Origin of the sequence: Micromonospora craterilacus, assembly GCF_003236315.1 — a bacterium.
Taxonomy (GTDB): Bacteria; Actinomycetota; Actinomycetes; order Mycobacteriales; family Micromonosporaceae; genus Micromonospora; species Micromonospora craterilacus.
The window spans coordinates 35793-57514 of the sequence record NZ_POTY01000004.1 but is presented as its reverse complement, the minus strand read 5'-3'; the positions used below and the strand labels follow the sequence as shown (position 1 = coordinate 57514).

The 21722-nt window shown below is 69.6% G+C and carries 15 protein-coding genes and 2 pseudogenes; 7 read left to right on the top strand and 10 right to left on the bottom strand.

What is annotated here, in order from left to right; all coding sequences use genetic code 11:
- Positions 1-19: 19 nt before the first annotated feature.
- The 5 genes and pseudogenes from C1I95_RS01565 to C1I95_RS37020 all read right to left on the bottom strand — a co-directional run.
- Positions 20-2482 carry a M14 family zinc carboxypeptidase gene (locus tag C1I95_RS01565; protein WP_146605611.1) on the bottom strand — a complete coding sequence of 821 codons (2463 nt, stop codon included), beginning with the start codon at positions 2480-2482 and terminating at the stop codon, positions 20-22.
- Between the two features lie 227 nt (positions 2483-2709).
- Entirely contained in the window at positions 2710-3216 is a 507-nt protein-coding gene (locus C1I95_RS01560; protein ID WP_233513215.1) for an alpha/beta hydrolase family protein, read from the bottom strand.
- A gap of 47 nt (positions 3217-3263) precedes the next feature.
- On the bottom strand, positions 3264-3833 hold the full coding sequence (locus C1I95_RS01555; protein ID WP_111211928.1) for a dihydrofolate reductase family protein: 570 nt from the start codon (positions 3831-3833) through the stop codon (positions 3264-3266).
- Positions 3834-4098: 265 nt separating this feature from the next.
- Positions 4099-4383 (bottom strand): hypothetical protein, encoded by a 285-nt coding sequence (locus tag C1I95_RS01550; RefSeq protein WP_111211927.1) that lies wholly within the window; start codon positions 4381-4383, stop codon positions 4099-4101.
- A pseudogene (locus tag C1I95_RS37020) lies at positions 4380-4742 on the bottom strand (hypothetical protein); the annotation flags it as partial. The pseudogene C1I95_RS37020 and the gene C1I95_RS01550, both read right to left, overlap by 4 nt.
- Positions 4743-4968: 226 nt before the next feature.
- Here C1I95_RS37020 and C1I95_RS01540 point away from each other — a divergent pair.
- From C1I95_RS01540 to C1I95_RS01515, 7 genes and pseudogenes are all read left to right on the top strand, one after another.
- Positions 4969-5220, top strand: coding sequence for a winged helix-turn-helix domain-containing protein (locus tag C1I95_RS01540; RefSeq protein ID WP_111211926.1), 252 nt, complete (start codon positions 4969-4971; stop codon positions 5218-5220).
- Between the two features lie 719 nt (positions 5221-5939).
- Entirely contained in the window at positions 5940-6473 is a 534-nt protein-coding gene (locus C1I95_RS01535) for a hypothetical protein (RefSeq protein ID WP_146605610.1), read from the top strand.
- An 11-nt stretch (positions 6474-6484) separates the two neighbouring features.
- Positions 6485-6904, top strand: a complete 420-nt coding sequence (locus C1I95_RS34710; RefSeq protein WP_146605609.1) for a hypothetical protein — start codon at positions 6485-6487, stop codon at positions 6902-6904.
- A gap of 208 nt (positions 6905-7112) precedes the next feature.
- Positions 7113-7256, top strand: a pseudogene (locus C1I95_RS37260) (IS701 family transposase); the annotation flags it as partial.
- 433 nt (positions 7257-7689) lie between these two features.
- Entirely contained in the window at positions 7690-8184 is a 495-nt protein-coding gene (locus C1I95_RS01525; protein WP_233513213.1) for an SMI1/KNR4 family protein, read from the top strand.
- 136 nt (positions 8185-8320) lie between these two features.
- The gene (locus C1I95_RS01520) at positions 8321-8893 is read left to right on the top strand and encodes a DUF2087 domain-containing protein (RefSeq protein WP_111211956.1); all 573 of its coding nucleotides are present in this window, start codon (positions 8321-8323) and stop codon (positions 8891-8893) included.
- Between the two features lie 129 nt (positions 8894-9022).
- On the top strand, positions 9023-9997 hold the full coding sequence (locus tag C1I95_RS01515; protein ID WP_111211922.1) for a DUF817 domain-containing protein: 975 nt from the start codon (positions 9023-9025) through the stop codon (positions 9995-9997).
- On the opposite strand, the gene C1I95_RS01510 is transcribed toward C1I95_RS01515, so the two are convergent.
- The 5 genes from C1I95_RS01510 to C1I95_RS01485 form a co-directional block, all read right to left on the bottom strand.
- Positions 9991-11604 (bottom strand): DHA2 family efflux MFS transporter permease subunit, encoded by a 1614-nt coding sequence (locus C1I95_RS01510; RefSeq protein WP_111211921.1) that lies wholly within the window; start codon positions 11602-11604, stop codon positions 9991-9993. The genes C1I95_RS01515 and C1I95_RS01510 overlap by 7 nt on opposite strands.
- Positions 11605-11842: 238 nt before the next feature.
- Entirely contained in the window at positions 11843-12370 is a 528-nt protein-coding gene (locus C1I95_RS01505) for a hypothetical protein (protein WP_146605608.1), read from the bottom strand.
- 109 nt (positions 12371-12479) lie between these two features.
- The gene (locus C1I95_RS01500) at positions 12480-17135 is read right to left on the bottom strand and encodes a family 78 glycoside hydrolase catalytic domain (RefSeq protein ID WP_111211919.1); all 4656 of its coding nucleotides are present in this window, start codon (positions 17133-17135) and stop codon (positions 12480-12482) included.
- Positions 17136-17406: 271 nt separating this feature from the next.
- On the bottom strand, positions 17407-20604 hold the full coding sequence (locus tag C1I95_RS01495) for a family 78 glycoside hydrolase catalytic domain (RefSeq protein WP_158566242.1): 3198 nt from the start codon (positions 20602-20604) through the stop codon (positions 17407-17409).
- Positions 20605-20745: 141 nt separating this feature from the next.
- Positions 20746-21684: an ArsR/SmtB family transcription factor gene (locus tag C1I95_RS01485; protein ID WP_158566240.1), complete on the bottom strand. Its 939-nt coding sequence runs from the start codon at positions 21682-21684 to the stop codon at positions 20746-20748.
- Between the last annotated feature and the right edge of the window lie 38 nt (positions 21685-21722).

The window sequence follows — 21722 nt, the reverse complement described above, 5'->3', positions numbered from 1 at the left end:
CGGTCATCGGATTACCGGACTACTTGGCGATCGTGATCGTCGCCTTCCGGTAGTTGTTGCGGGTGTCGTTCTTCGACGGGTCGTAGTTCTGCTCGATGTTGCCCGCCGTGTCGACCGAGAACCAGTGGAACGTCGTCGTCTCGGTCACGTGGAACACCTGGCCCGGCTCCCGGAACTCGGTCGCCGCGTAGCGCGGCGAGTCGAACGTGGGCCGGCTACCGTCCGTCGTGTAGTAGATGGTGGCCGGCTCGCTCGACTCGAAGCGCACGTCGACCGGCCCGGAGTACTTCCCACCGCCCGGCACCAGCTGGGACGTCGGCTTCTTGTTGTCCTTGCCCCACTCCGCCGCGATTCGGAACATCTCCATGATCCCGTTGGCGTACTCCATCGTCTCGGCGTGGCCGCTGACGAGCTCGGGGTTGCCGACCCAGGCCGGCTGGAACGAGCCACCCTGCCAGTTGCCGGTGGCCGGGTTGTAGATCGACCCGCCGACCTCCCAGCCGAAGGCGTAGATCCCGTAGGTGTGGTACATGTCCTCGCGCACGTTGCCCGCCGAGGAGTAGAGGACGTCCGAGGAGCCGCCGACGTTCTCCGGCGTGACGACGGTCTCCCGGTGCGCCTTGACCTGCGACAGGATCCGGGCGGCCGACTGCCAGTAGAACAACTCGTCCCGCAGCGGCGGACGCGGCGTGGTGATCCGCCCGTTCGCGATGTAGGCGCCGGGCTGCCAGAACAGCTGGCCGCCGTTGGAGTGCACCGACATCATGAACTTGATGTTCCGGTACTTCTCGACCAGCCAGACGATGTTCTTCGACTCAGGCTCGGACAACTTCTCCGGCCCCTGGAAGGTGTCGCTGATGCAGCTGGTCGAGCCACCCGAGTAGCCGTCGTGGCCCGACCCGACCCGGTAGTTGCGGTTCAGGTCGACGCCCCAGGAGTTGCGCCGGGCCGGATCGGCGTTGTCGTCCGCGCAGTGGTTCGTCAGGTTCCGGCGCTGCGAGGCGAAGTTGTAGAAGCTGTAGTTCGCCCCGTCGGGGTTGTTGGACAGGACGAGGAAGATGTCGGTGTTGTCGACGATCTTCTTCGTCTCCTTGTCGGACTTGTAGTTGTGCACCAGACGCTCGGCCGTCTCCAGCGTGGTCGTCGCCGGCACCCACTCGCGGGCGTGGTCCTGCGCCTGGATCAGCACACCCGGGTTCCGGCCGTCGCGGTGCTTACCGATCCGCAGGACCGGGATCGTGGCCGGGCCGCGCGGCACCTCACCGTCCGGCGCGCCCACGCGCTTCTGGTCGAGGAAGTCGGTCAGCGCCACGGGCGCCGATGCCTGGACGACGCCGGTACCCGCGTTGGTGCGGTACGGGTGTGCGCGGTCGATCAGGCCGCCGGACTGCGTCTTGAGTGCCGCCGCGACCTGCGCCGCGGTGCTCGCGAGCGCGCCGGAGGCGTTCTTCGCGAGCAGGACCCGAACGGCGGTGCCGTTGACCTCGACCGCGAGCGGGAGGTCCGCCCCCGGCCGGTTCACGAACTCGACGGTGATGTCGTTGCCACCCTCGTGGCCCCACGCCGCCGAGCTGACCACGACCGCGGCCTGCCCGGTGCCGCCGATGGTGGCCTGCGCCTTACGCTGGTAGCCGTTCGTCTCGTACGGCAGGTAGACGATCTGGGCGATGCCCGGGTACTGGCGGGCGATCTCCTCGGCGCGGCTGTAGAGCTGCTGCGGGTGCTTGTAGCCGTCGACGAAGTCCCACTTGTAGGCCGGGTTCGCGGTCAGCGGCGGCGCGGCGTCCTCAAGCCAGTTGGAGACGAAGCCGGTGGCGACGCCGCCGGTCGAGCTGGTGACCCGGATCTGGTTCGGACGGGTGTCGAGCTTGAACAGGTTCCGGTGGAACATGTACTGCCCGGAGTCGACGAACCGGCTCATCGTCCGAGTGGAGCCGAACGAGGTACCCGCGCCCAGGTCGTTCTCGAGTTGCATCGTGACGATCGGGTTCGTCTGCTGCCCCGAGGTGGTCCGAGCCTCGACGTAGAGGAATCCCTGGCCCTTGGTGGTGAACCAGTCGGCGCGGGCGATCCGTACCGTCTGCTCGTGGCTGAACGACTGGGCAGCCTGCGCGCCGAGAGCTTCGATGCCGCCGTCGGCCTCGTCGCTCCAGGCGAAACTCTCGTCGTCGCCGAGGATCTCGACGCCCATCGCTTCGAGTTCGGCGACCTGCTCGGCGGTCACCACCGCCTCGCCTTCGATGCCGTTCGGCACGCGCTTGAGGCCGTGCTCGATGTCGAAGCCGGCGGCGACGACCTCGTCCAGCATGTCAGCGCCGGTCAGCTGGATGCGTACCAGCTCCGGGTTGTCTGCGTTCGACGGCCCGGCGTCGTGCGTGGACGCCGGCGTTGCGGGTTCCGCGCCCGCGGGCGCCATGAGGACGCCGCCCACCAGGACGACGGGTAGCGCGAGAAGCGCGATGCGCAGTTGTGTGCGTCGCACACTCCCCTCCTTCTGCTTGTGGCAAGTGGTTGAGTTGATGGCCGGCCATGGTTCGGGGGTTGAGCCGGTCCATCCAGGACGGTGGTGCTGAGTTCGCGCACGGTGAGCCTGGGCACGACGACGGTCGCCGCCGTGCGGCTGTGCCATTGCACATGTTATATACCGGCAAGGCGAATACGTGAACCACCTCGGAGCGTGGAAGGCGGCCTTCCTGCTGCCCCTGCCACCTACCCGTCCACGTTCGGGATCACGGCTGCGGTCTGTGCGACGAGGAAGCGTCTGACGAAGGCGTCAACATCGGGGCGGCGCAGATCCAGCTCGCCGTGCGCTCCGTCGGCCACCGCCACATGCACCGGATGGCCGGCGGCAAGCAGAGCTGCGGCAAGTACGAGCGTCTGTGTCGGCGGCACGGCGTCGTCGCTCATCCCGTGCATGAGCAGCACCGGTGTTCCGGTGCCGACGTGCGTCGTCACCGTGCAGTCAAGCGTGGCTGCGTCGCCGGGCGCCGGGACGTGCCCCAGGAGGCGCTGCCACGGGTTTCCTTCGACGCGAGCGCGGGGCCAGTCCGGTGCGAGCGGGTCAACCGGAGGTTCGAAGGCCAGCACCGCGTCGACATCGCCGGGACGATCGACCCCGCGCAAGCCGACGTGCAGGGCGAGATGGGCACCGGCCGACGCCCCCGCCACGATGAGCGGAGATCCCGGCAACCGAGCGGCGCGGGCCTCGGCGGGCAACGTCGTTCCGTCGCGAGGCAGCGACCAACGTGCCAGGACCCATCACGTCAAGCCGTTACTCGCGTGGGCCGGAACCGCAGGGCGACCACCCCCGACCGGAACTCATGGCGATCCACGAGCTCGAGCTGGATGCGCTCGCGCAGACCGGCGAGCAACGTCGGCCCGTGTCCGGCAAGGACCGGCTGCACAACGAACACGTACTCGTCGATCAGGCCCAGATCTGCCAACGCCAGGGGGAGCGTCACGCCACCCACGAACAGGCCCTCGCCTGGCTCCTGCTTGAGCCGCTGAACCGTTTGCCCCAAGTCGCCTCGCACCAGCTCGGCATTCCAATCGACCCCGCTCAGCGTGCTCGACACGACGTACTTCTTCGCCCGGTCGATGGTCTCGGCGAACGGGATCCTCCACTCATCCATCCAGTCAGGCCACGTGCCCGTGGCCGGCCGCCGCCACGCCGACTCCATCATCTCGTAGGTCACCCGGCCGAACAGCAGGGCGTCGGCTCGCTCCATCTCAGCAGTCCAGTAGCGCATCGACTCCTCGTCAGGGGGGAGCCCCGCCTCGTGATGGCAGCAGCCATCGAGTGTGACGTTGATCGAGTATCGAAGTGGTCTCATCTCGTTGCTCTCCCTTGGTTTTCACCGGTCCGTACTCAGACTACTGTCGGCGCCATTCTCACCTTGTCCCTAACCACGCCACGTGGTCACCACCGCCGGGCGGTCGGTGGCCGTCAGCGGGCAGGTCTCGTTAGCCACCCACAGGTTGAGCGTTCGCGCGGCTTGAACGTCATCTCCTGGCTGAGAGGCGACCTCTTCGGTGTGAAATGTCGGCAAGGCGGTCGTCGGGCATGATGCGAGGTCAAACGGCCTGCTGGCGCGCTTCTCAGCCCGGTTCGGCTGGCACGGTTGCTGTTCGCCACTGCTGTACTGCTGGCGTGGACCGGTCGGACTTCCTGGCCCATCCGAGGAAGCGGCGGTGCAGCACGCCGGCCGGTGTCCAGGGCATGTCCTCGGTGGCCTGGACGAGATAGCTGCCGAGGTAGAGGGTCAACGACACCGGAGCATCGGCATACTCCGCCCGCAGCTCCCGTTTCCGCGTCGGGCAGGGCCAGGGCAGGTCGCAGCCTCCGCAGCTCCAGATCGGCATGACCGGGCCGTGGGTGGTCACCGCACACCACCGAGGAACCGATCAGTGATCGTCCGGGCCTGCCGACTGGTCGCCCACTCCACCTGCCAGCACGGGTACGGCGCCAGCCGCGACCACCACGCGTGGCAGCCGACGCACATGCCGTCGACCCCACGGACGTGAACCGCAAGGATGGCCCGCTCCTGCCCGTCGTTCACTGCTCCCCCGCCCCCTCCCACGGCCAGTGGCCACGACTGATCGGAATCCGATGCCGGGCGCGACACGGCAACTCACCTCCACACCGGCAGACCCACCGCCACCGCCGCCAACACCACGCCGGCCGATGCCGACGCGCGAGGGTCAGCGCGACCGCCAGGACGTACTCGTCGTACGAGACCCGCCTCATCGACGCATCACCGCCCCCTGAGCCATGAACTGTCGTACCGGCCAAGGTGAAAGGAGCACCGCCGCCTCCTCGTGCCGCAGCTATCGGAGGCGTGGATGCCCGATCGCAGGGGAAGCGCCGGACATCCACGCCAGCGAGGACGGCCCACAGCGCCAACCGAGGGAATCGACCTCCTCGGCAACCTCCCATAGGTACCGTTGGGTAGTCAAGGGCTGACGTAGGTGGTCTACTCGTGTTGCCAACCGAGGGGAAACACCGTGCCACCGCGTTACCGCTACGAGCAGATCGCCGACGACCTCGCCGAACGCATCGCATCCGGCGAGTTCCCACCGGGCTCCAAGCTGCCCAGCCGGCGAGAGTTGATCGAGCACTACGGGGTCACCGAGCCAGTGATCGACCGCGCCATGCAGGTGCTACGGATCAAAGGCATGACCGAGACGCTGCCCGGCGTGGGCGTATTCGTCGCTGAGTAGATCCTACGGAAGCCAAGTGCCCGCGGGCAGGACCGTGACCCCTCGTTCGAAAGTTCTGGGCGCTCCAGCCGGCTCCGTCCACGCACGTCTCTGACGCCGGGCGTTGATCCGTCGCCGGCTGGCTTCGGCTCTCACCGTTCGGCCCTGTTGCTGTCACCATTGCTGTCGACAGCCACCTTTCGCCGCGACCCGGGCACGCCGCTCCATTCGCCACCCAACAAGCCCGTAGGCCAGGAGCGGAAACGCGATCAGGAGATAACCACAGCTCGCAGCGATGAGCCACGGCAGGATCCGGTCCCACTCTGTCCGGTCGGCGGCCGGGTCACCCCAGTGTGGTTGGGGCTCCAGGAGTGCGGGAACAGGAGCACAGCACCCGACCACGGCAGCTGAGACGAGCATCAAGGTGCCGGCGATGAGGGCGAGGCGCGGCCGAGACATGGTCCGCATCGTCGCAGGATCCGGCGTACAGGTCGACCCGTCCGTCGTCCACTAGGTCAGCTGCCACTATGTGGCGGCAGACCTGCGGTTTCTCCCGGCACTATTGGTCGCAGTTGGTCATCTTTGGTCGGCGTTTGACGGCCCTGTAACCGCCCGGACGGCCCAGCCGCTTCGGTGGGCCCGGCCTCCAGGGGCACCTTGGCAGCCCGCGCGCTGTCGCCCAGGCTCCATATGGCGCGCAAGCCCTAGCCTGGAGGCAGAAGGCTCCAGAGGAGGGCTACATGGCTGCCGCCACAGCGGAAATAGTTGCATCGGTTGGCGTAATCGCTTCTCTCGGTTTCTTGGCATTCCAGACCCGCCACCTAGTCAAGCAGACGAGAATTAGTAATGGCATATCTGCTCTGAGTGCAATGTATAACGGCATCGAGCGCCTGCATGCACTTCAGACCATGCTGATCGAAAGCCCTCACCTTCGCCCATACTTCTACTCAAATGAGCAGCCACCGGACGATAGAACCGAGGAGGGAATCCAGCTCCTCTTGGTGGCGGAAATGCTCGGCGACATACTGGACTACGGGCTTATGACCGTAGATTTCATGCCGCCTGTCCAGGAGTACGAAGGATGGCGGAATTACGCGAACTTCCTCTACGACCACAGCCCAATCCTCCGCAGAATCGCCTTCGAGCACCCCGAGTGGTGGGTTAGGCTGATTCGCCACTGGCAAGAAACCGGCAGGTTTGGACAGATTGTGGATAAACAAAATGCTGGCGGGGAAGAGGAGTCGGTCATCCCTGGTTCATCTTTGGCGACCTAGCGACGGCCCGCATGGACAAGCTCATAGCTGGATCGCTTGGCGCACTCGTCAGCATGGCGGCGGTGATCCTTGGCGCATGGCTACATGGCGTGCGCGAACGACGCCAGTGGCGTAGAGATCAAATGCTGCGAGCGGCCGTCGACTTCATCACGCCGACCCGCTATCTACTCAACCATTACCGCTGGCTGGGCGAGGAGGGAATGAACCAAGATGACCGGCACGAACGGCGCGGCCGCATGCAGAATGCCCGTACCGCAGTTCATCTTCTTTACAGCCCGCCTGTCGTACAACTAATGGAAGAACTTGTAAGCCGACTACATGAGACGACACCGGCGACGGCTAGCGAAGAGTTCGACCGAACCCAAGAGATGTTTCGGGATCTGGTCAAGCGACTCAGAGTCGAACTTGGGGGTAGGCTTAGTACCCCTTGACCCCCAGGCAACCAACATGGGGCGCTGACCTGCGGCTGCACCCTGGTTGACCCGTCGGAAGGGTCCTGCGGGTCCACGCTCGTCCGTGAGCGTCCGGCCCGATCGTCACCCAGTTAGTCGCTCAGATGCCGTGCACGGCTTTGCTTCCTCACCTCTGCCGCGCAACTAACTAACCACGCCACGTGGGCCCGTCGGCCGGTGCGGGTGGGTCTCGCTGCGGAAGCTGGTCGAGTTGGCATACACCGACTGGCGCATCGAAACCTGTATCAACCGGAAGATGATCGGTCTGGACGAGCCGCAGGTACGCCGCTGGCACTCCTGGTACCGGCACACCACTCCGGTCATGGTCGCCCTATGGTCGAGCGCTCCTGCGCAGGAGGAACCACCAGACGATGAAGGCAGCGACTCCCATCGGGGGTAACAACAGCTCGGGCGACCGGCCGAAAACAAGCGTCAGGATCAATACCGACGCGTGGAATCCGATGTAGGCCAGCACGAGCGTCCCAACAACTCTGCCTATTTCCGCGAACATGACATCTCCAGACATACGATTGACGCCACCCCACCGCTACCCGGGGTGGTCGATGGCCGGTCGCTCGCTCGGCCACGCACCACAACCTGGGGCAGACACCCGCTCCGCCCGTCTGGCGTCATAGCAATACCTCCACGTCTCGGCGCGCCGAGGACGATCTTGCATGATCCGTACGCGATCTGTCTGCCATCGACCCGCCATCCTGGGGGGTGGGCTGTTCCTGGAACTGACGCCGAGCGACTACCGTCAGCCCGTGCTCGATCCCGCAACTGTCTTCGACAGCTCCGGCCCACTGGAGGTTCCGCTCACCGATGAGGCTCTGCGCGCGGTGGAGGCGCAGCTCGGGCACAAGCTGCCCACCGCGTACGTCGACCTGGCCCGTCGACACAACGGCGGCTCGTTCGCCCGTGACGCCCACCCGGCACCCAGCCGAACCTCCTGGGCTGAGAACCACGTTGGCGTGTGCAACCTGGCGGCGATCGGCCGAACTGCTCGTTTCAGCCTTTGCGGCGAGTTCGGCGGTGCCTTCTGGGTAGCGGAATGGGGCTACCCCGACATCGGCATCTACATCGCCGACTGCCCATCGGCGGGCCACGACATGGTCGCCCTGGACTACCGCTCGCCTGGGGAGCCGGCCGTCGTGCACGTCGACCAGGAGTGGAACTACCGGATCACCGTCCTCGCCCCCGACTTCGAGAGCTTCGTGGCCGGCCTCGTCGACGAATCCGCGTATGACATGGGCGACTGATCGCCTGTGAGGCACGGAGTGGAAGCGCCGTTGTTGGTGGCAGCAGGACGGGCACCGGCTCAGCAGACGGTCGCGCTGCCCCGCTCGGCCGGAAACGTGGTCGCTGGTCGTGTGTGACGCCGAGCAGAATGACCGGATGTCCGCCGAAGCCGCGCACGCCGCGGAGGTCCTCGCCCAGCTGTCCGACCCCGAGCGCCTGCGGGCACTGGCCGAACTCGCCGGCCGGGGCAAGGACGGCGCCACCGTCGCCGAGCTGGCGGACGCCCTCGGCGTTCCAGTGCCGAGGGCCGGGAAGGCGCTCGCCCGGCTTAAGGCGATCGGCGTGGCCACCGGTACCGGTACCGGCGTCTACCGGGCCCGGCTCGACGCCCTACGCGAGGCCGCCGCGGACCTGGACCGTCAACAGCCCGTCAGCCGCCTGCTTGTGGTGTATCCGGAGCTGCGCAACTTCTTCTCGCATGGCCGGCTGACCACGTTCCCGCCGACCCTGTCGGAGCGGTGGGAGCTGCTGTCCGAGATGCTCACCCGCTTCCTCGACCTCGACGGCCCGTGCGACGAGGACGAGATCAACCGGCGGCTGTCCGCAGTCACCGACGACGTGGCCGGCGTCCGACGGATGCTGGTCGACACCGGCTGGCTGGAGCGCGACCGGGCCGGCACCACCTACGGCACGTCGCGCAGGTTGCCCGCTCGCGGGTCGTCCGTCTGACACCGGCCCCGCCTGCTTTACCCGGTCCACCGGAGGTCGGTGAGCGGGGCGGCCGGCCACGATACGACCTTGATTGCCGCGGCAAGGCATCGCGGTAGGTGCCGTTGAGGGCAGGCTAGGGTCGGGGCGGTGCGTACCCCTTCCGGACCAGCCACCCTGACCACGGCCGAACGCGCGATCGATGCCCGGTTCCGTGCGATTCTGGCCCGGTTGCCCCAGCGGGGACCGGCCGGCTGGCTGACCGAGTTCGCGGTCTTCGGGCTCAAACAGGCCTGGGCCTGCGTGTTCGGCGGGGCGATGCTGGCGATCATCCTCGCCGCGCATCTCTGGTACCCGCCGGACGCCGCGCTCACCCGCAACGACTTCCTGACGCTCGCCGCGGTCGCCATTCAGATCGCGATGGTGGCCGGACGCCTGGAAAGCCTGCGCGAACTGCGGGTGGTGATCCTGTTCCACCTCGTCGGCACGGCGATGGAGTTGTTCAAGACCCACATCGGCTCGTGGTCCTACCCGGGCGACGGCGTGCTGCGGCTCGGTGCGGTGCCTCTCTTCACCGGCTTCATGTACGCCGCGGTCGGCTCGTACCTGGTCCGGGTCAACCGGCTGTTCGACCTGCGTTTCGCCCGCTATCCGAAGCACTGGGCGACGGCGGCCGTGGCAGTGGCGATCTATGTCAACTTCTTCACCAACCACTACGTCTGGGACGTTCGATGGCTGCTCATCGCCGTCGTCGCGCTCGTGTTCGGGCGCTGCGTCATGCAGTTCCGCATATTCCGGCTCCGCTTGCGGATGCCGCTCCTGCTGGCCTTTCTCCTCGTCGCCTTCTTCATCTGGCTGGCGGAGAACATCGCCACCTGGTCGAACGCTTGGCTCTACCCCAGCCAGTTGGACGGTTGGCACCCGGTTTCGCTGTCGAAACTCGCGTCGTGGTTCCTCCTGATGATCATCTCTGTCGTGATGGTCACCTGGATCTCACCGCCGCAGCCGCCGACGGCCGACAGTCCCCGGGATGACGGCGCACCGTCCGGCTCGGGTGACAGCCGCAACGACACCGATGGGGCCGCCGGAAGGTGTCCGACGGCCCCCGGCGCTCGAAATCAGTGAACGACGACCGGCGTCCTCGGCTGGTCACCCGGCTGATCGCCGGGCTGATCGTCCAGCAGGTGCGACCGCTCCCGCCGGCGGGGCAGCAGCGCGGCCGGGATGAGCGTCAGCAGCACCAGCGCGAACGCCACCCAGAAGGTCTTGGCGAACGCGTCGGCGGCGAAGTCGAGCCCGCGCTCGATGAGCGACGGGTCGACCGGGAACTGTTGGAGCAGCTCCGGCCGCTGCTGCGCGGCGATGGCCAGCCCGGCCTCGCTGAGCGGCTTACCACTCGGATCGGTCACGCCGGGGATCGGCTGGGACGTGTTCAGCTCCTTGGTGAGGATCACCGACATCACCGCGGCACCGACGGAGCCGCCGATCTGCTGGAGGATGTTCACCAGCGTGGAGCCGCGGGCCACCTCGTGGCCGGTCAGCGTCCTCAACGCCGAAGTCATGATCGGCATCATCGTGCCGCCCATGCCGAGGCCCATCACGAACAGCGAGCCGCAGAGCAGCACGTACGAGGTGTTCGCGTCGACCTGGGTGAAGGTGAAGAACCCGGCGACAATCAGCAGCAGCGCGAACGGCACCGTTCGGCCGACCGGCACCTTGTCGGCCAGCATGCCGGCGATCGGCATGGTGAGCATCGCGCCGATGCCCTGCGGCGCGATCAGCAGGCCGGCGGCCAGCGTCGACTCGCCGCGCACCTGCAGGAAGTAGCTCGGGAAGAGCAGGCCGGCACCCATGAAGGCGATGATGAAGACGAACATCGTCACCGCCGCGATGGTCAGCCGGCGGTTGCGGAACAGCCGCAGGTCCAGCAGCGGGTGCTGCGGCCGGAAGGAGTAGAGGACGAACGCCACCACCAGCGCGGCGCCGATCAGCATGGGCAGCCACACCCCGGAGTCGGCGAAGGTGCCGGCCTCCGGTAGCGAGGAGACGCCGTACAGGAACAGGGCGAGCCCCGGCGAGAGCATCAGCATGCCGACGAAGTCGAACGACTCCGAGGGCTCGGGGTTGTCCTTCGGCAGCGCGAGCTGCGCGTAGACGAGCGCGATGACGCCGATCGGCAGGTTGATCAGGAAGATCCAGTGCCAGCTCGCCACGTCGATCAGCCAGCCGCCGAGGATCGGGCCGCCGATCGGGCCGAGCAGCATCGGGATGCCGAGGACGGCCATCAGCCGGCCGATCCGGTGCGGCCCGGCCGCCCGCGTCATGATCGTCATGCCGAGCGGCATGAGCATGCCGCCGCCGAGGCCCTGCAACACGCGGTACGCGATCAGCTGCCCGATGGTGTCGGCGGTGGCGCACAGGGCGGACCCGATCGTGAACAGCGCCAGGGCGATCATGTAGAGGCGTTTGGTGCCGAACCGGTCGGCGGCCCACCCGCTGAGCGGGATGACCGTGGCCAGCGCGAGCGTGTACGCGGTCATCGTCCACGCGACGCGGGCGTAGGACGCGTCGAACTCGTTCTGGAAGGTCGGCAGCGCGACGCTGACAACCGTCACGTCGAGGATCGACATGATCGCGCCGAGCACGACGACGCCCGCCACCTTGAGAACCGCGGCGTCGAGCTTGTCGGATGTCGCGACAGGCTGTGGTGTCGCGACAGGTTGCTGTGTCACGAAATCTCCTGAACTGAATTTGGCCGGGTGAACGGTGAGCGGTGGTGGCGGCACCGCGCCTGCCCAGGGCAGACGTGCCGGTCGGGGGTTAGCCCGCAGCGCACATTAGCCCCCGTAACCGACACTCCGCCGCCGGATTAGCCTCCAGCAGATGGACCCGTCGCGTGTTCCTCGTCACTGGCCCGCAACCGGAGTAGCCCGGCTCACCGGACGTCCGACAGCCGGACGTCCGGGGTAGCTACTTCGCCGGGCTGACCGCGTCGACGGCTTCCCCGCGGCCCAGCAGGTCAGCCATCTCGTCACGGCGACGCAGCGCGGCACGCCATCCCACGACCTCAGCGGTGATCCGCTCGCCGTTGCCGGCGGCCGCCACCACCGTCCATGGTCGGCGGAGCAGCACCCGCCCCAGGACCGCCAGGACCAGCAGCACGACCGCGACGACGAGGTCGACGAGGATCAGCAGCAACGGGAGCAACACCCACCAGAACAGGGCTGCGGCGGCGATGACCGCGATGAAGACGACCACCAGGACGAAGACCGCGTCGCCCAGGTCGAACCCGCCTCCCCCACCGCCGCTGGAACCCGACGTTGCCGCGTCACCCACCTGCACCGCCGGGTCGACGACGTCGCCGGAACCGCCGTCCCCGTTCCGCTTCTTCCGGCGCCAGCCGCCGAAACGTCGGGCGAGCGCTCGCCAGCGCGGCTCCCACGCCACGCGTACGGTCCATCGCGTGCCGTCCGGGGCGGCCACCGACACACTCCTCACGGCGACAAGCTATCCGCCCACCACAAGGCCCGGCGTCCGGGCGAGGCCGGCACCGCGCCGGCCGCGCGGATGCGCGGCCGGCGCGTTCGGGGCCTGGTTGTCGAGGAGATCAGGAGTTCGGGTCCACCGGGATGGCCCAGACGTCGGCGATCGATGGGTCGTAGCCCTCGCCGGTGTCCAGGAACCGCACCCGCACCTTGCCGTCCGCCGTCAGGTCCGGCCGGTCCACGACGAACTGGTACGTCACCGTGCCCGCGCCGCCGGCGGTGCGCCGGTACGCCCGGGCGTGCACCACCACCCCGTCGACCAGGACGTCGTAGTCCTTCAACTGCGCCTGGTCGTAGGTCTCGACCGCGCGCAGGATGAACGGCTTGCCGGCCTCGACGGTCAGGTCGAACTCGAACCAGCCACCGGGGTAGGTGACGTTGGTGTAGCGACGGGTGAGGCCGGCCTCCGTGCTGGTGCCCGAGTGGGTCGACGCGGCGAGGTTGTGCGCTCGTTCGGAGGTCGGCTCGCCGAGGTCGATGTGGTCATGGGCGACCGCCGGAGGGTTGGGGATGCGTACCGGCAGCCCGAGGGTCCGGCTTTCGGCGGCCGTGGTCCCGCTGGCGACGGTGAGGGTGGCCGGCCCCTCGGTCACCGACAGGGGCGCGGTGACCCTGGTCTCCAGAGTCGTCTCGGCGCCGGGAGCCAGGTGGTAGTCCGCCGTGGCCGGCTCGACCCGCCAGCCGTCCGGCCCGGTGGTGGTGAGCCGGCCGGTGACCGGCGCCGCTGCCCGGTTGCGCAGCACGGTGCGTACCGTCGCGGTGGCGCCGGGCGTGACGTCGGCGGGCTGCGCGGTGGCCGAGACGATCTCCACCGCCGGGGCGACGCCCAGCGGGCCGGCGACCGGCAGGGTCGCGCTGCCCGCCTGGTAGCGGTAGCTCACCTCGCCGCTCAGGTCGGCGGTGGTCGGCGACTGGCCGGCCGGGATCCGCACCCGGTAGCCGTGGCGTACGGTCGCGCCGGGCGCGACGCTGGTGTCCTGGCCGGCGACCGGGGTCACCGTCCAGCCGTCCGGCGCGCGCAGTGTCGAGGTCAGGCCGTTCAGTTTGCTGGCGCCGGTGTTCTGGACGATGACCGTGGCCGGCACCAGGTCGCCGGGCAGCCACTCCCCGACCGGCAGGTCGAGCCGGGCCACCACGCCGATCAGGGCCGACGAGGCGGCGGACAGTCGCTGGTCGACCTGGGTGAGCGGGGTGGCGAGGCGGCCGGCGATGCTGGCCGGCACCCGGCCCACCTTGACCTGCGTGTCGAGCCAGCGGTCCAGGCCGGCAGCGGTGGCCAGGGCCCGGTGCACGTCGGCGGCGGTGGCCCGCTGGTCGCCGCCGGCGTAGGTCCGCTGCGCGGTTGCCGTCTCCCGGTCCAGTTTGCCGAGCTGGGCGCGCAGGTGGGCGACCACCGACCGGTCCAGGTCGGCGGCGAGCTCGTCCACCAGCGTGGTCGTCGCCGCGACCGCGGCGAGTGCCCCGCCCAGGTCGCCGAGCACCCGGTCGACGGCGAAGGAGTAGGCACCGGAGCCGACCTCGAGGACCGCCACGTCGCCGTCCATCTTCACGAACCGCACCCCGTCGGCCTGCGCGGCGGGACGGCCGCTCTCGGTGAGCGCGTACCGGTTGGGTGCCGGGATGCGTACGGTGGCCGTGCTGTTGCCCGGCAGGCTCAGGTCCAGCCGCAGGTCGCCGTGGTCGTCGAGGCGCCAGGCGGTGCTGATGGTGCCGCGCACCGACCGGTACGTGGCCCGGGCCGAGGTCAGGTCGCCGCCCGGCTGGGGGGCGATGGTGAGGTGGCCGTAGCCCGGGTGGGCCGGGTCGGGTTGGATGCCGGCGATGGTGCGGTACATCCAGTCGCCCACGGCACCGTACGCGTAGTGGTTGAACGAGTTCATGCCCACGTCGCCGAAGCTGCCGTCCGGTTTGATCGAGTCCCACCGCTCCCAGATGGTGGTCGCGCCCTTGCCGATCTCGTATCCCCACGACGGGTAGGTGTCGTTGAGCAGCAGCCGGTAGGCCACGTCGAGGTGCCCGGTGTCGCTGAGCGCCGGCAGCAGGTCGGGGGTGCCGAGGAAGCCGGTGGACAGGTGCCAGTCGTGTCGCCGGACGTTGGCGACCAGTTTGTCGGCGGCCTTGGTGCGTAGCTCGTCGGGGAGCAGGCCCAGGCCGATGGCCAGCACGTACGCGGTCTGGCTGTCGCCCTGGACGGTGCCGTCGGCGGTGACGTACGAGTCGACGAAGGCCCGGGCGACGTCCTTCGACAGCGCCGCGTACCGGGCGGCGTCGGCGTCCTTGCCGATGGCGGCGGCCATCTCGCCGAGCAGCCGGAGACTGTACGCGTAGTAGGCGGTGGCGATGACCGGGCCGGGGGTCGGGTCGTTGAGGTTGAGCCAGTCCAGGTACGGGCCGGCGTTGGTGCGCCGGTTGCCCGAGCTCGTGCTCTGCAGCCAGGAGGCGAAGCGCACCATCGAGTCGTAGTGCTCCCGGATGATCCGGGTGTCGCCGTAGCGCTGCCAGAGCGTGTGGGGCACGGTGATGCCGGCCTCGGCCCAGCCGGTGGCCCCGTCGCCGCAGCAGGCCCGGGGTGCCACGTCGGGGTACGCGCCGTTGGCCGACTGCGCGTCGCGCAGGTCCTGGAGCCATTTGCTGAGGAAGGTGAGGCTGTCCATGTTGAACGTCGCGGTCGCGGCGAAGACGTTGATGTCGCCGGTCCAGCCGAGCCGCTCGTCGCGGGCGGGGGTGTCGGTGGGGATGGACAGGAAGTTGCCCCGCTGACCCCAGGTGATGTTGCTGTGCAGCTTGTTGACCATGGTGTTGGAGGTCTCGAACTCGCTGGTGAGTTCGCCGTCGGTGTGCATCACCAGGCCGGTCACGGTGCCGAGGTCCGGGGTGCCGGGGAAGTTGGTCAGCTCGACGTACCGGAAGCCGTGGAAGGTGAAGGTGGGTTCGTAGACCTCCCGGCCGCCGCCGGCCAGGGTGACGTGGTCGGTGGCCTGCGCGGTGCGCAGGTTGGCGGTGTAGGCGGTGCCGTCGGGGTTGAGCACCTCGGCGTGCCGGAGTCGTACGGTGGTGCCGGCCGGGCCGTCGACGGTGAGCCGGACCTTGCCGACCATGTTCTGGCCCAGGTCGAAGATCCAGGTGCCCGGGGTGGGCTGGGTGAGCGTCTTGGCGGGCAGCTCCTGGGTGACCCGGACGGGCGGGTCGACCTGGGCGACCAGCTTGGGGGTGGCGCCGGTGTCGTCGACGCTGGCGGTGGACCAGCCGGAGTCGTCGAACCCGGGCCGGTCCCAGCCGGCCGGGAGCTTGCGGGCGTCGTAGGTCTCGCCGTGGATCAGGTCGGTCTGCCGGAACGGGCCCGGGGTGGCCCGCCAGGAGCCGTCGGTGCGTACGGTCTCGGTCCGGCCGTCGGCGTAGTCGATCACCAGTTGGGCGCTCAGGTGCGGGCGGGAACCGTAGATGTCGGTGCCGAACCAGGCGATGCTGCCGGAGTACCAGCCATCGCCGAGCATCGCGCCGAGGGCGTTGTCCCCCGGCCGGAGCTGGCCGGTCACGTCGTACGTCTGGTACTGCACGCGGGTGTGGTAGTCGGTCCAGCCGGGTGCCAGTTCGTGGTCGCCGACGCGCTGCCCGTTGAGGGACAGTTCGTAGACGCCGAGCGCCGACGCGTACACCCGGGCCCGGGCGATCTGCCCGTCGACCTGGAATCCGCGGCGCAGCAACGGGTTGGCGTCCAGTGCGGTCAGCATCGCCTCGGTGCCGCCGCTGACCCGCAGCCCGGCCGCGCTCGCGGTGCCGCCGCCGAACGGGTTCTCGCCGTCGGTGAGCGAGGCGGCGAACAGCGTCTGGTCACCGCTGCTAACCGTGAGGTCGCTGAAGACGCCGGCCTCCACTCCGCTGGTGCGCAGGCCGATCCCGCCGGCCCGATGGGTGCCGTGGCGGGTGACGTCGACCTGGGTGCCGTCGACCCAGGTGGTGACCGTGTCGCCGGCCGCGGTGATGCGCAGGGTGTGCGGGGCGGTCAGCTTGTCGGCCGGTACGACCGCGCCGAGCGGCACCTCCTTGAGCAGCGTCCAGGTGCCGTTGACCCGCACGTGCGGGCGCAGCTTGGCGGCCCCGTTGGTGATGGAGAACTGCCACATGTAGGCGTTGCCCGCGCCGCGGGCCCGGAAGAAGATCCCGGCCGCGTCCCGCTCCAGGCGGATCCGCGTCTGGACGGTGTAGTCGGTCCACGACTCGGTGGGCGAGGGCAGTCCGATCCAGTCGGCCTGCCATCCCTGCGGCCCGTTGACCCCGGTCTCCCAGGAGGCGGGCGCGCTCCACCCGGACGTCCGGCCCGCGGTGTCCCAGACCCGCACCTGCCAGTGGTAGCGGGTACGGGGGCGCAGCGCCGGCCCGCCGTACTCGACGAAGGAACTGTCCCGCGAGGTGACCCGGCCGCTGTCCCAGACGTCGGCGGCGGCCAGGCCGTCGGGGTTGGTGGCCACCCGGATCTGGTACGCCTGCTGCACCACGGCGCGTACGTCGGCCCGGATCGTCCAGCCCAACCGTGGCCGCGCCACGTCCAGCCCGATCGGGTCGGTGGCCCGCTCGGTCGTCAGCGCCTCGACCGTCAACCGGTCGGGCGACGGTTCCGCGGCGCCCGCCCGGTCGGCCGTGACCGCCGGCGACGAGAAGCCGACGACCAGCGCGGTGACCGCCGCCAGCACGGTCCGGATCCCTCGTGTTCTCCTCATCAGCCTGATCCCGCTCTCTGCTGTGATGTGCCGTATCTCGCCGCGTGACCGGGCCCGACGTGCCGTCAGCCGATGCTTCGGAACGCCGGGACACCTGACTCTCCTCATTGGCCAGACAGGTGATCCACTCTGATGAATCGTTTCAGGGAAGTTACCGCGCGAAACCACGGAGATGAAGGCGTCGTGGTGGCCGGATCCGGCCAAGATTCCAGACAGGACAGCGGACGATCACCCCCGGGTGACCGCCCGCTGTCTGTTCAAAGCCCGCCCGTCAACCGCGGCGGTCGGAGGCGACGGTCGTCCGGCCCGGCTCGACCTGGTCGACCACGAGCCGCCCGTCGGCGATCCAGTCGCGCGGCGCGCGGCCCTCGGACCGTACGTGCAGCGCACGGGCGTCCGCGACACCGAGCTGAGCCAGATCCAGCTCGATGCGACCGGTCACGTTGGCCGGCAGGTCGACGACCAGCCGGAACCCGTCGCGGCGGTCGAGCGCCACCTCGATCGGCCCGCGGATCGTCGGCACCTTCGCCCGCAACCAGTCCAGCGGACCCGGCTGCGGGGCGATCAGCACCTCACGGGCGCCGGGCGCGAGCGGCCGGACCCCGGCGACGAACCGGGGCACGATGTTGGCCGGCGCCGACCCCCAGGCGTGCGAGAACGTGGTGTTCGACTTGATCGACGGGTCCCACGCCTCCATCACGATGGTGGCGCCGAGGTCGTCCATCATGTGCAGCCACGAGAACTGCTCGCGGCTGGTCAGCAGGCCATGGGCCGCGTGCCCCAACCCCGCCCGGTAGAGCGCCTCCAGCAGGAACTGCGCGCCGTAGACGCTGACCCGCATGCCCCGGGTGGCCAGCCAGTCACCCAGGGCCCGCACGTCGCCGTCCTCGGGCACGCCGAGCGCGAGCGGGAACGCGGTCGCGTGCTGGGCCTGGTGCGCGGTGCCCACCCCGTCGCGGTACGCCCCGGCGGACCGGTCGAGCAGCTGGTCGTTGACGGCCGCCCGAAGTCGGGCGGCCAGCTCCGTGTACCGCTGCGCGTCGGCGGCCCGGCCGAGCACCCCGGCGATGCGCGACAACGCCTCGAACGCCGCGTACTGCCAGGCGTTGATGACGGTGTTGACCCGGGTGAAGACGTACCCGTCGCGGTTGGTCGTCGGCCAGTCGACCAGGTCGGCGTTGCTCTGGCTGGAGCTGCCCGGATTCTTCTCCACCAGCCCGGAGGCGTTGAGCGACTCGTCGAGCTGACGCTCCACGAACAGGTCGTAGTCGGCCGCGAGGTTGGACGGGTCGCCGGTGGCGAGATAGTCCTCCCAAGCGGTGATCACCGTCTGCAACCGGTACTCGGCCGGCCAGGTGGGGCGGCGGACCAGGTACGACGTGGAGTACCGAGCCAGCGCGAAGGACCGCTGCGTGGCGTACTCGGAGAGCTGGTTGATGATCGCGTCGCCCTCGTACGGGCCCCGCTCCCGGGTGGGTGTGTCCTGGTAGACGTCCTGCCGGGTCGCCTCGATCGAGTAGCGGCACATCTGCCAGACCCGGTCCAGGTCGGGATCGGAGCTCTCGAACGCCGCGTCGTCGTCGGACCACGGCAGCTTGAGCACGGCCGCCTCGACGGCGTCGGTCAGGTCCAGCGCCGGGTCGGCGACCAGTTCGACCCACCGGAACGCCCGGTAACCCCAGTGTTCGAGCTGCTGCCGGCCGTCCCGCAGGGTCCACACCTCGCGGTAGGTCTGCCCGGCCCGCAGGTTGTAGCGGGCGCCGGTGGCGGTGCGCTCCTCCCCCAGCCGGATCTCCACCGTCTGGCCGGACGTGCCGAGCACCGACAGCCGGATGCCGCCGACCACCGCCTGGCCGAGGTCGAGCAGCCACCGGCCCGGTTCGAGCCGCTCGACCGCGGCGGGTCGCCGGTAGGTGTAGGCCATGTTCGACACCCAGGCCGGTTCCAGCCGGCGGCTGAGCGGCGCGGCGGCGGGTGCCTCCCAACCCCGGTCGTCGAAGCCGCGCGCGGTCCAGCCGACGGGCTCCTGCCGGGCGTCGAGATACTCCTGCGGCGCCTGGTAGAAGCCGCCGCCGGTGAAGCCCGCCGCCGGCCGCCACCGGCCCGCCCGCCGGGTGCGCCAGCCGTCGCCGGTCGCGACCACCTGGCGGGTCCCGTCGGCGAAGACGACGGCCAGTTCGGCGAGGAAGGCGCGCTCGCGTGGCGAGTAGCACAGCGCGGCGATCGCGTTGCGTCCCGGTACGAGCTGGGCGGTCACGTCGTGGGTCTGGTAGCGGGCTTCACCGGCCATCGCCCGGACCGGGCCGACGCCCGCGACGGTGTCGTTGACCCACAGCTTGTACACGTACTGCCGGGTCGGCTCGGGTGACTGCCCCGTCGCGTAGACGTACGCGGCGGCGATCGGCTTGTCGGGCAGCACGAACTCGGTACGCAGCAGCGCCCAGTCGTTGCTCTCGCCGAGCGTCGCCAGCAGCGACTGGCTGCGGTCGAGGACGAGGTCACCACCAGCGACCGTGCCGCCGACGAACACGCCGGGCCCCGCGGTGAAGTCCTCGTTCACCACCACCTTGCCGGTGGTGTCGGTGAAGGACACCGAGTGGAAGCGTTGCGACTCGGTGCTGCCGTTACGGAACCCGATGCCACCCGAGGCGTACGTGCTGTCCACGGTGGTGTCGACCAGCACGTCGCCGAGGTAGGTCCGGATGGTGGAGCCGGCGAGCTCGACCCGGAACCGGTGCGGCGTGCCCGTCGCCACCGGCAGCCCGATCGACCGCTCACTCAGCACGGTGTACGTGCCGTTGCGCTGGACGTGGGTCTTCAGCACGCCCGGCGAACCGGCGCGTAGCTGCCACAGGTAGTTGTTGCTGGCGTTCTGCGCCCGGAACCACAGGCTGGCGGCGACGGCGGTGATGGTGACCGACACGTCGAGGACCCCGTCCCGCAGCGCCACCTCGCCGTCGGGCGCCCAGATCGGCTCGGCGGTCCAGGTGTCGCCGGCCGCGGTGACCACGGCCTGCGGCTCGGACCAGGCCGAGACGAGACCCGGGGTGGCCCAGGTGCGGACCCGCCAGTGGTAGAGCGAGCCGGGCAGCAGTGGCGGACCGGCGTACTCGACGGCCGTCGAGTCGGCGCTACCCACCCGACCGCTGTCCCAGACGACTCCGCCGCTGGTGAGCAGTTCGTCGCGGGTGTGCGCGACCTGCACCTGGTAGGCGACCTGCCGGGCGGCCGGACGCAGCGCCGGCACGATCCAGCTCAGCCGCGGCCGGTCGGGCGTCACGCCGAGCGGCGCGTCCAGCAGGTTGGTCAGCAGTCCGGTGGGCACGGGGCGGGACGCCGGCGCCGCGCCGGCCGGGGCGGCACCGGCCGGCAGGCCGGTGCCGGCGGTCGCGGCGCCGAGCACGACGGCACCGCCCGCCTGAATGAGACGTCGCCGGGAAAGGCCGGCTCCGGTAATGAACTCGCGCACGAGCGACCCCCTGAGATGAATCGTTTCAGGGAGGTTACGACCGTCCACTCGATGCGTAAAGACTTCGCGCGTTGCCGGATCCGGCCACCTGGGGGCCGGGGCCAGACCCGCTACCTGCGCCGCGCGCAGGCGGCACCCGCGTCAGCCCAGCGCCGACAGGCGGTCGCCGAGGTCGGTGCGGCGGTAGTTGAGCCTCCGCCCCGACCGCAGTGCCACGATCAACCCCGCGTCACGCAGCGCCGTCAGGTGGTGCGACGCCGTCGCCGGGGCCAGGCCCAGTTGCGCGGCCACGTCCCCCGTGCTGGACGGCATGGTCAGCAGCATCAGGACCGCCGCCCGGGTGGCACCCAGCAGGGCCGCCAACGGCGCGGGTGGAGGTGCGGGAGCCGCGAACAGGAGGCCCAACGTCCGCGGCGGATACCACAAGGACCGGCCGGACGGGGACTCCATGATCCAGGCGTGCGCGCCCGTGAAGGCCGTCGGCAGCAGAGCCAACGGGTGGCCGTCCAGGGACCACGGCGGATGGTCGGTGTCCTTCAGGTAGTCGAGTTGCAGCGCGTCCGGATCCCAGCGCAGTCGAGGATGCAGATCGGCCAGCAGTGTCCGCGGGCCGGGAAAGGCCGCCATGGACGTCCGGTGGGCGATCTCGGCCTCGGCCGCCGCGCGCAGACGGGGCCACAGCGGGGCGAGCGCGACCTGGAAGTAGCGGCGGATCTGCGTGATGAGCGCGGGCAGCACGGCTGCCGGGTCCGCACAGGGGATGCCGGCCGCCCAGAGCTCCGCCGCCACCCGGTCCGGTGGGGTCGCGGCGATCGCGGAGAGTTCCGCCTCGAGTGTCGGACGGGCGGTCTGGGGCGGCGGGGTCAGGAAATCCGGAATCTGGCCGTTCGGGGTGGCCAGAACGCGCCAGAGGGTGGGCAGCACCGCCGGGGACACCCGCGGCGCCACCCGGGACCGCCAACGGGCGTGCTCCCAGGACGTCGAGCGCAGCGCGAGGGCGCTGGTCACCACCTCGGCCATCGGAGAGTGGGCGAAGCGCAGCCGGAGCAGGTCGTCAGGGGTCAACGAGAGGCGCTTCACGCTTCCATTCGAGCACGGTCGAACGGCTCGGCCCAAAC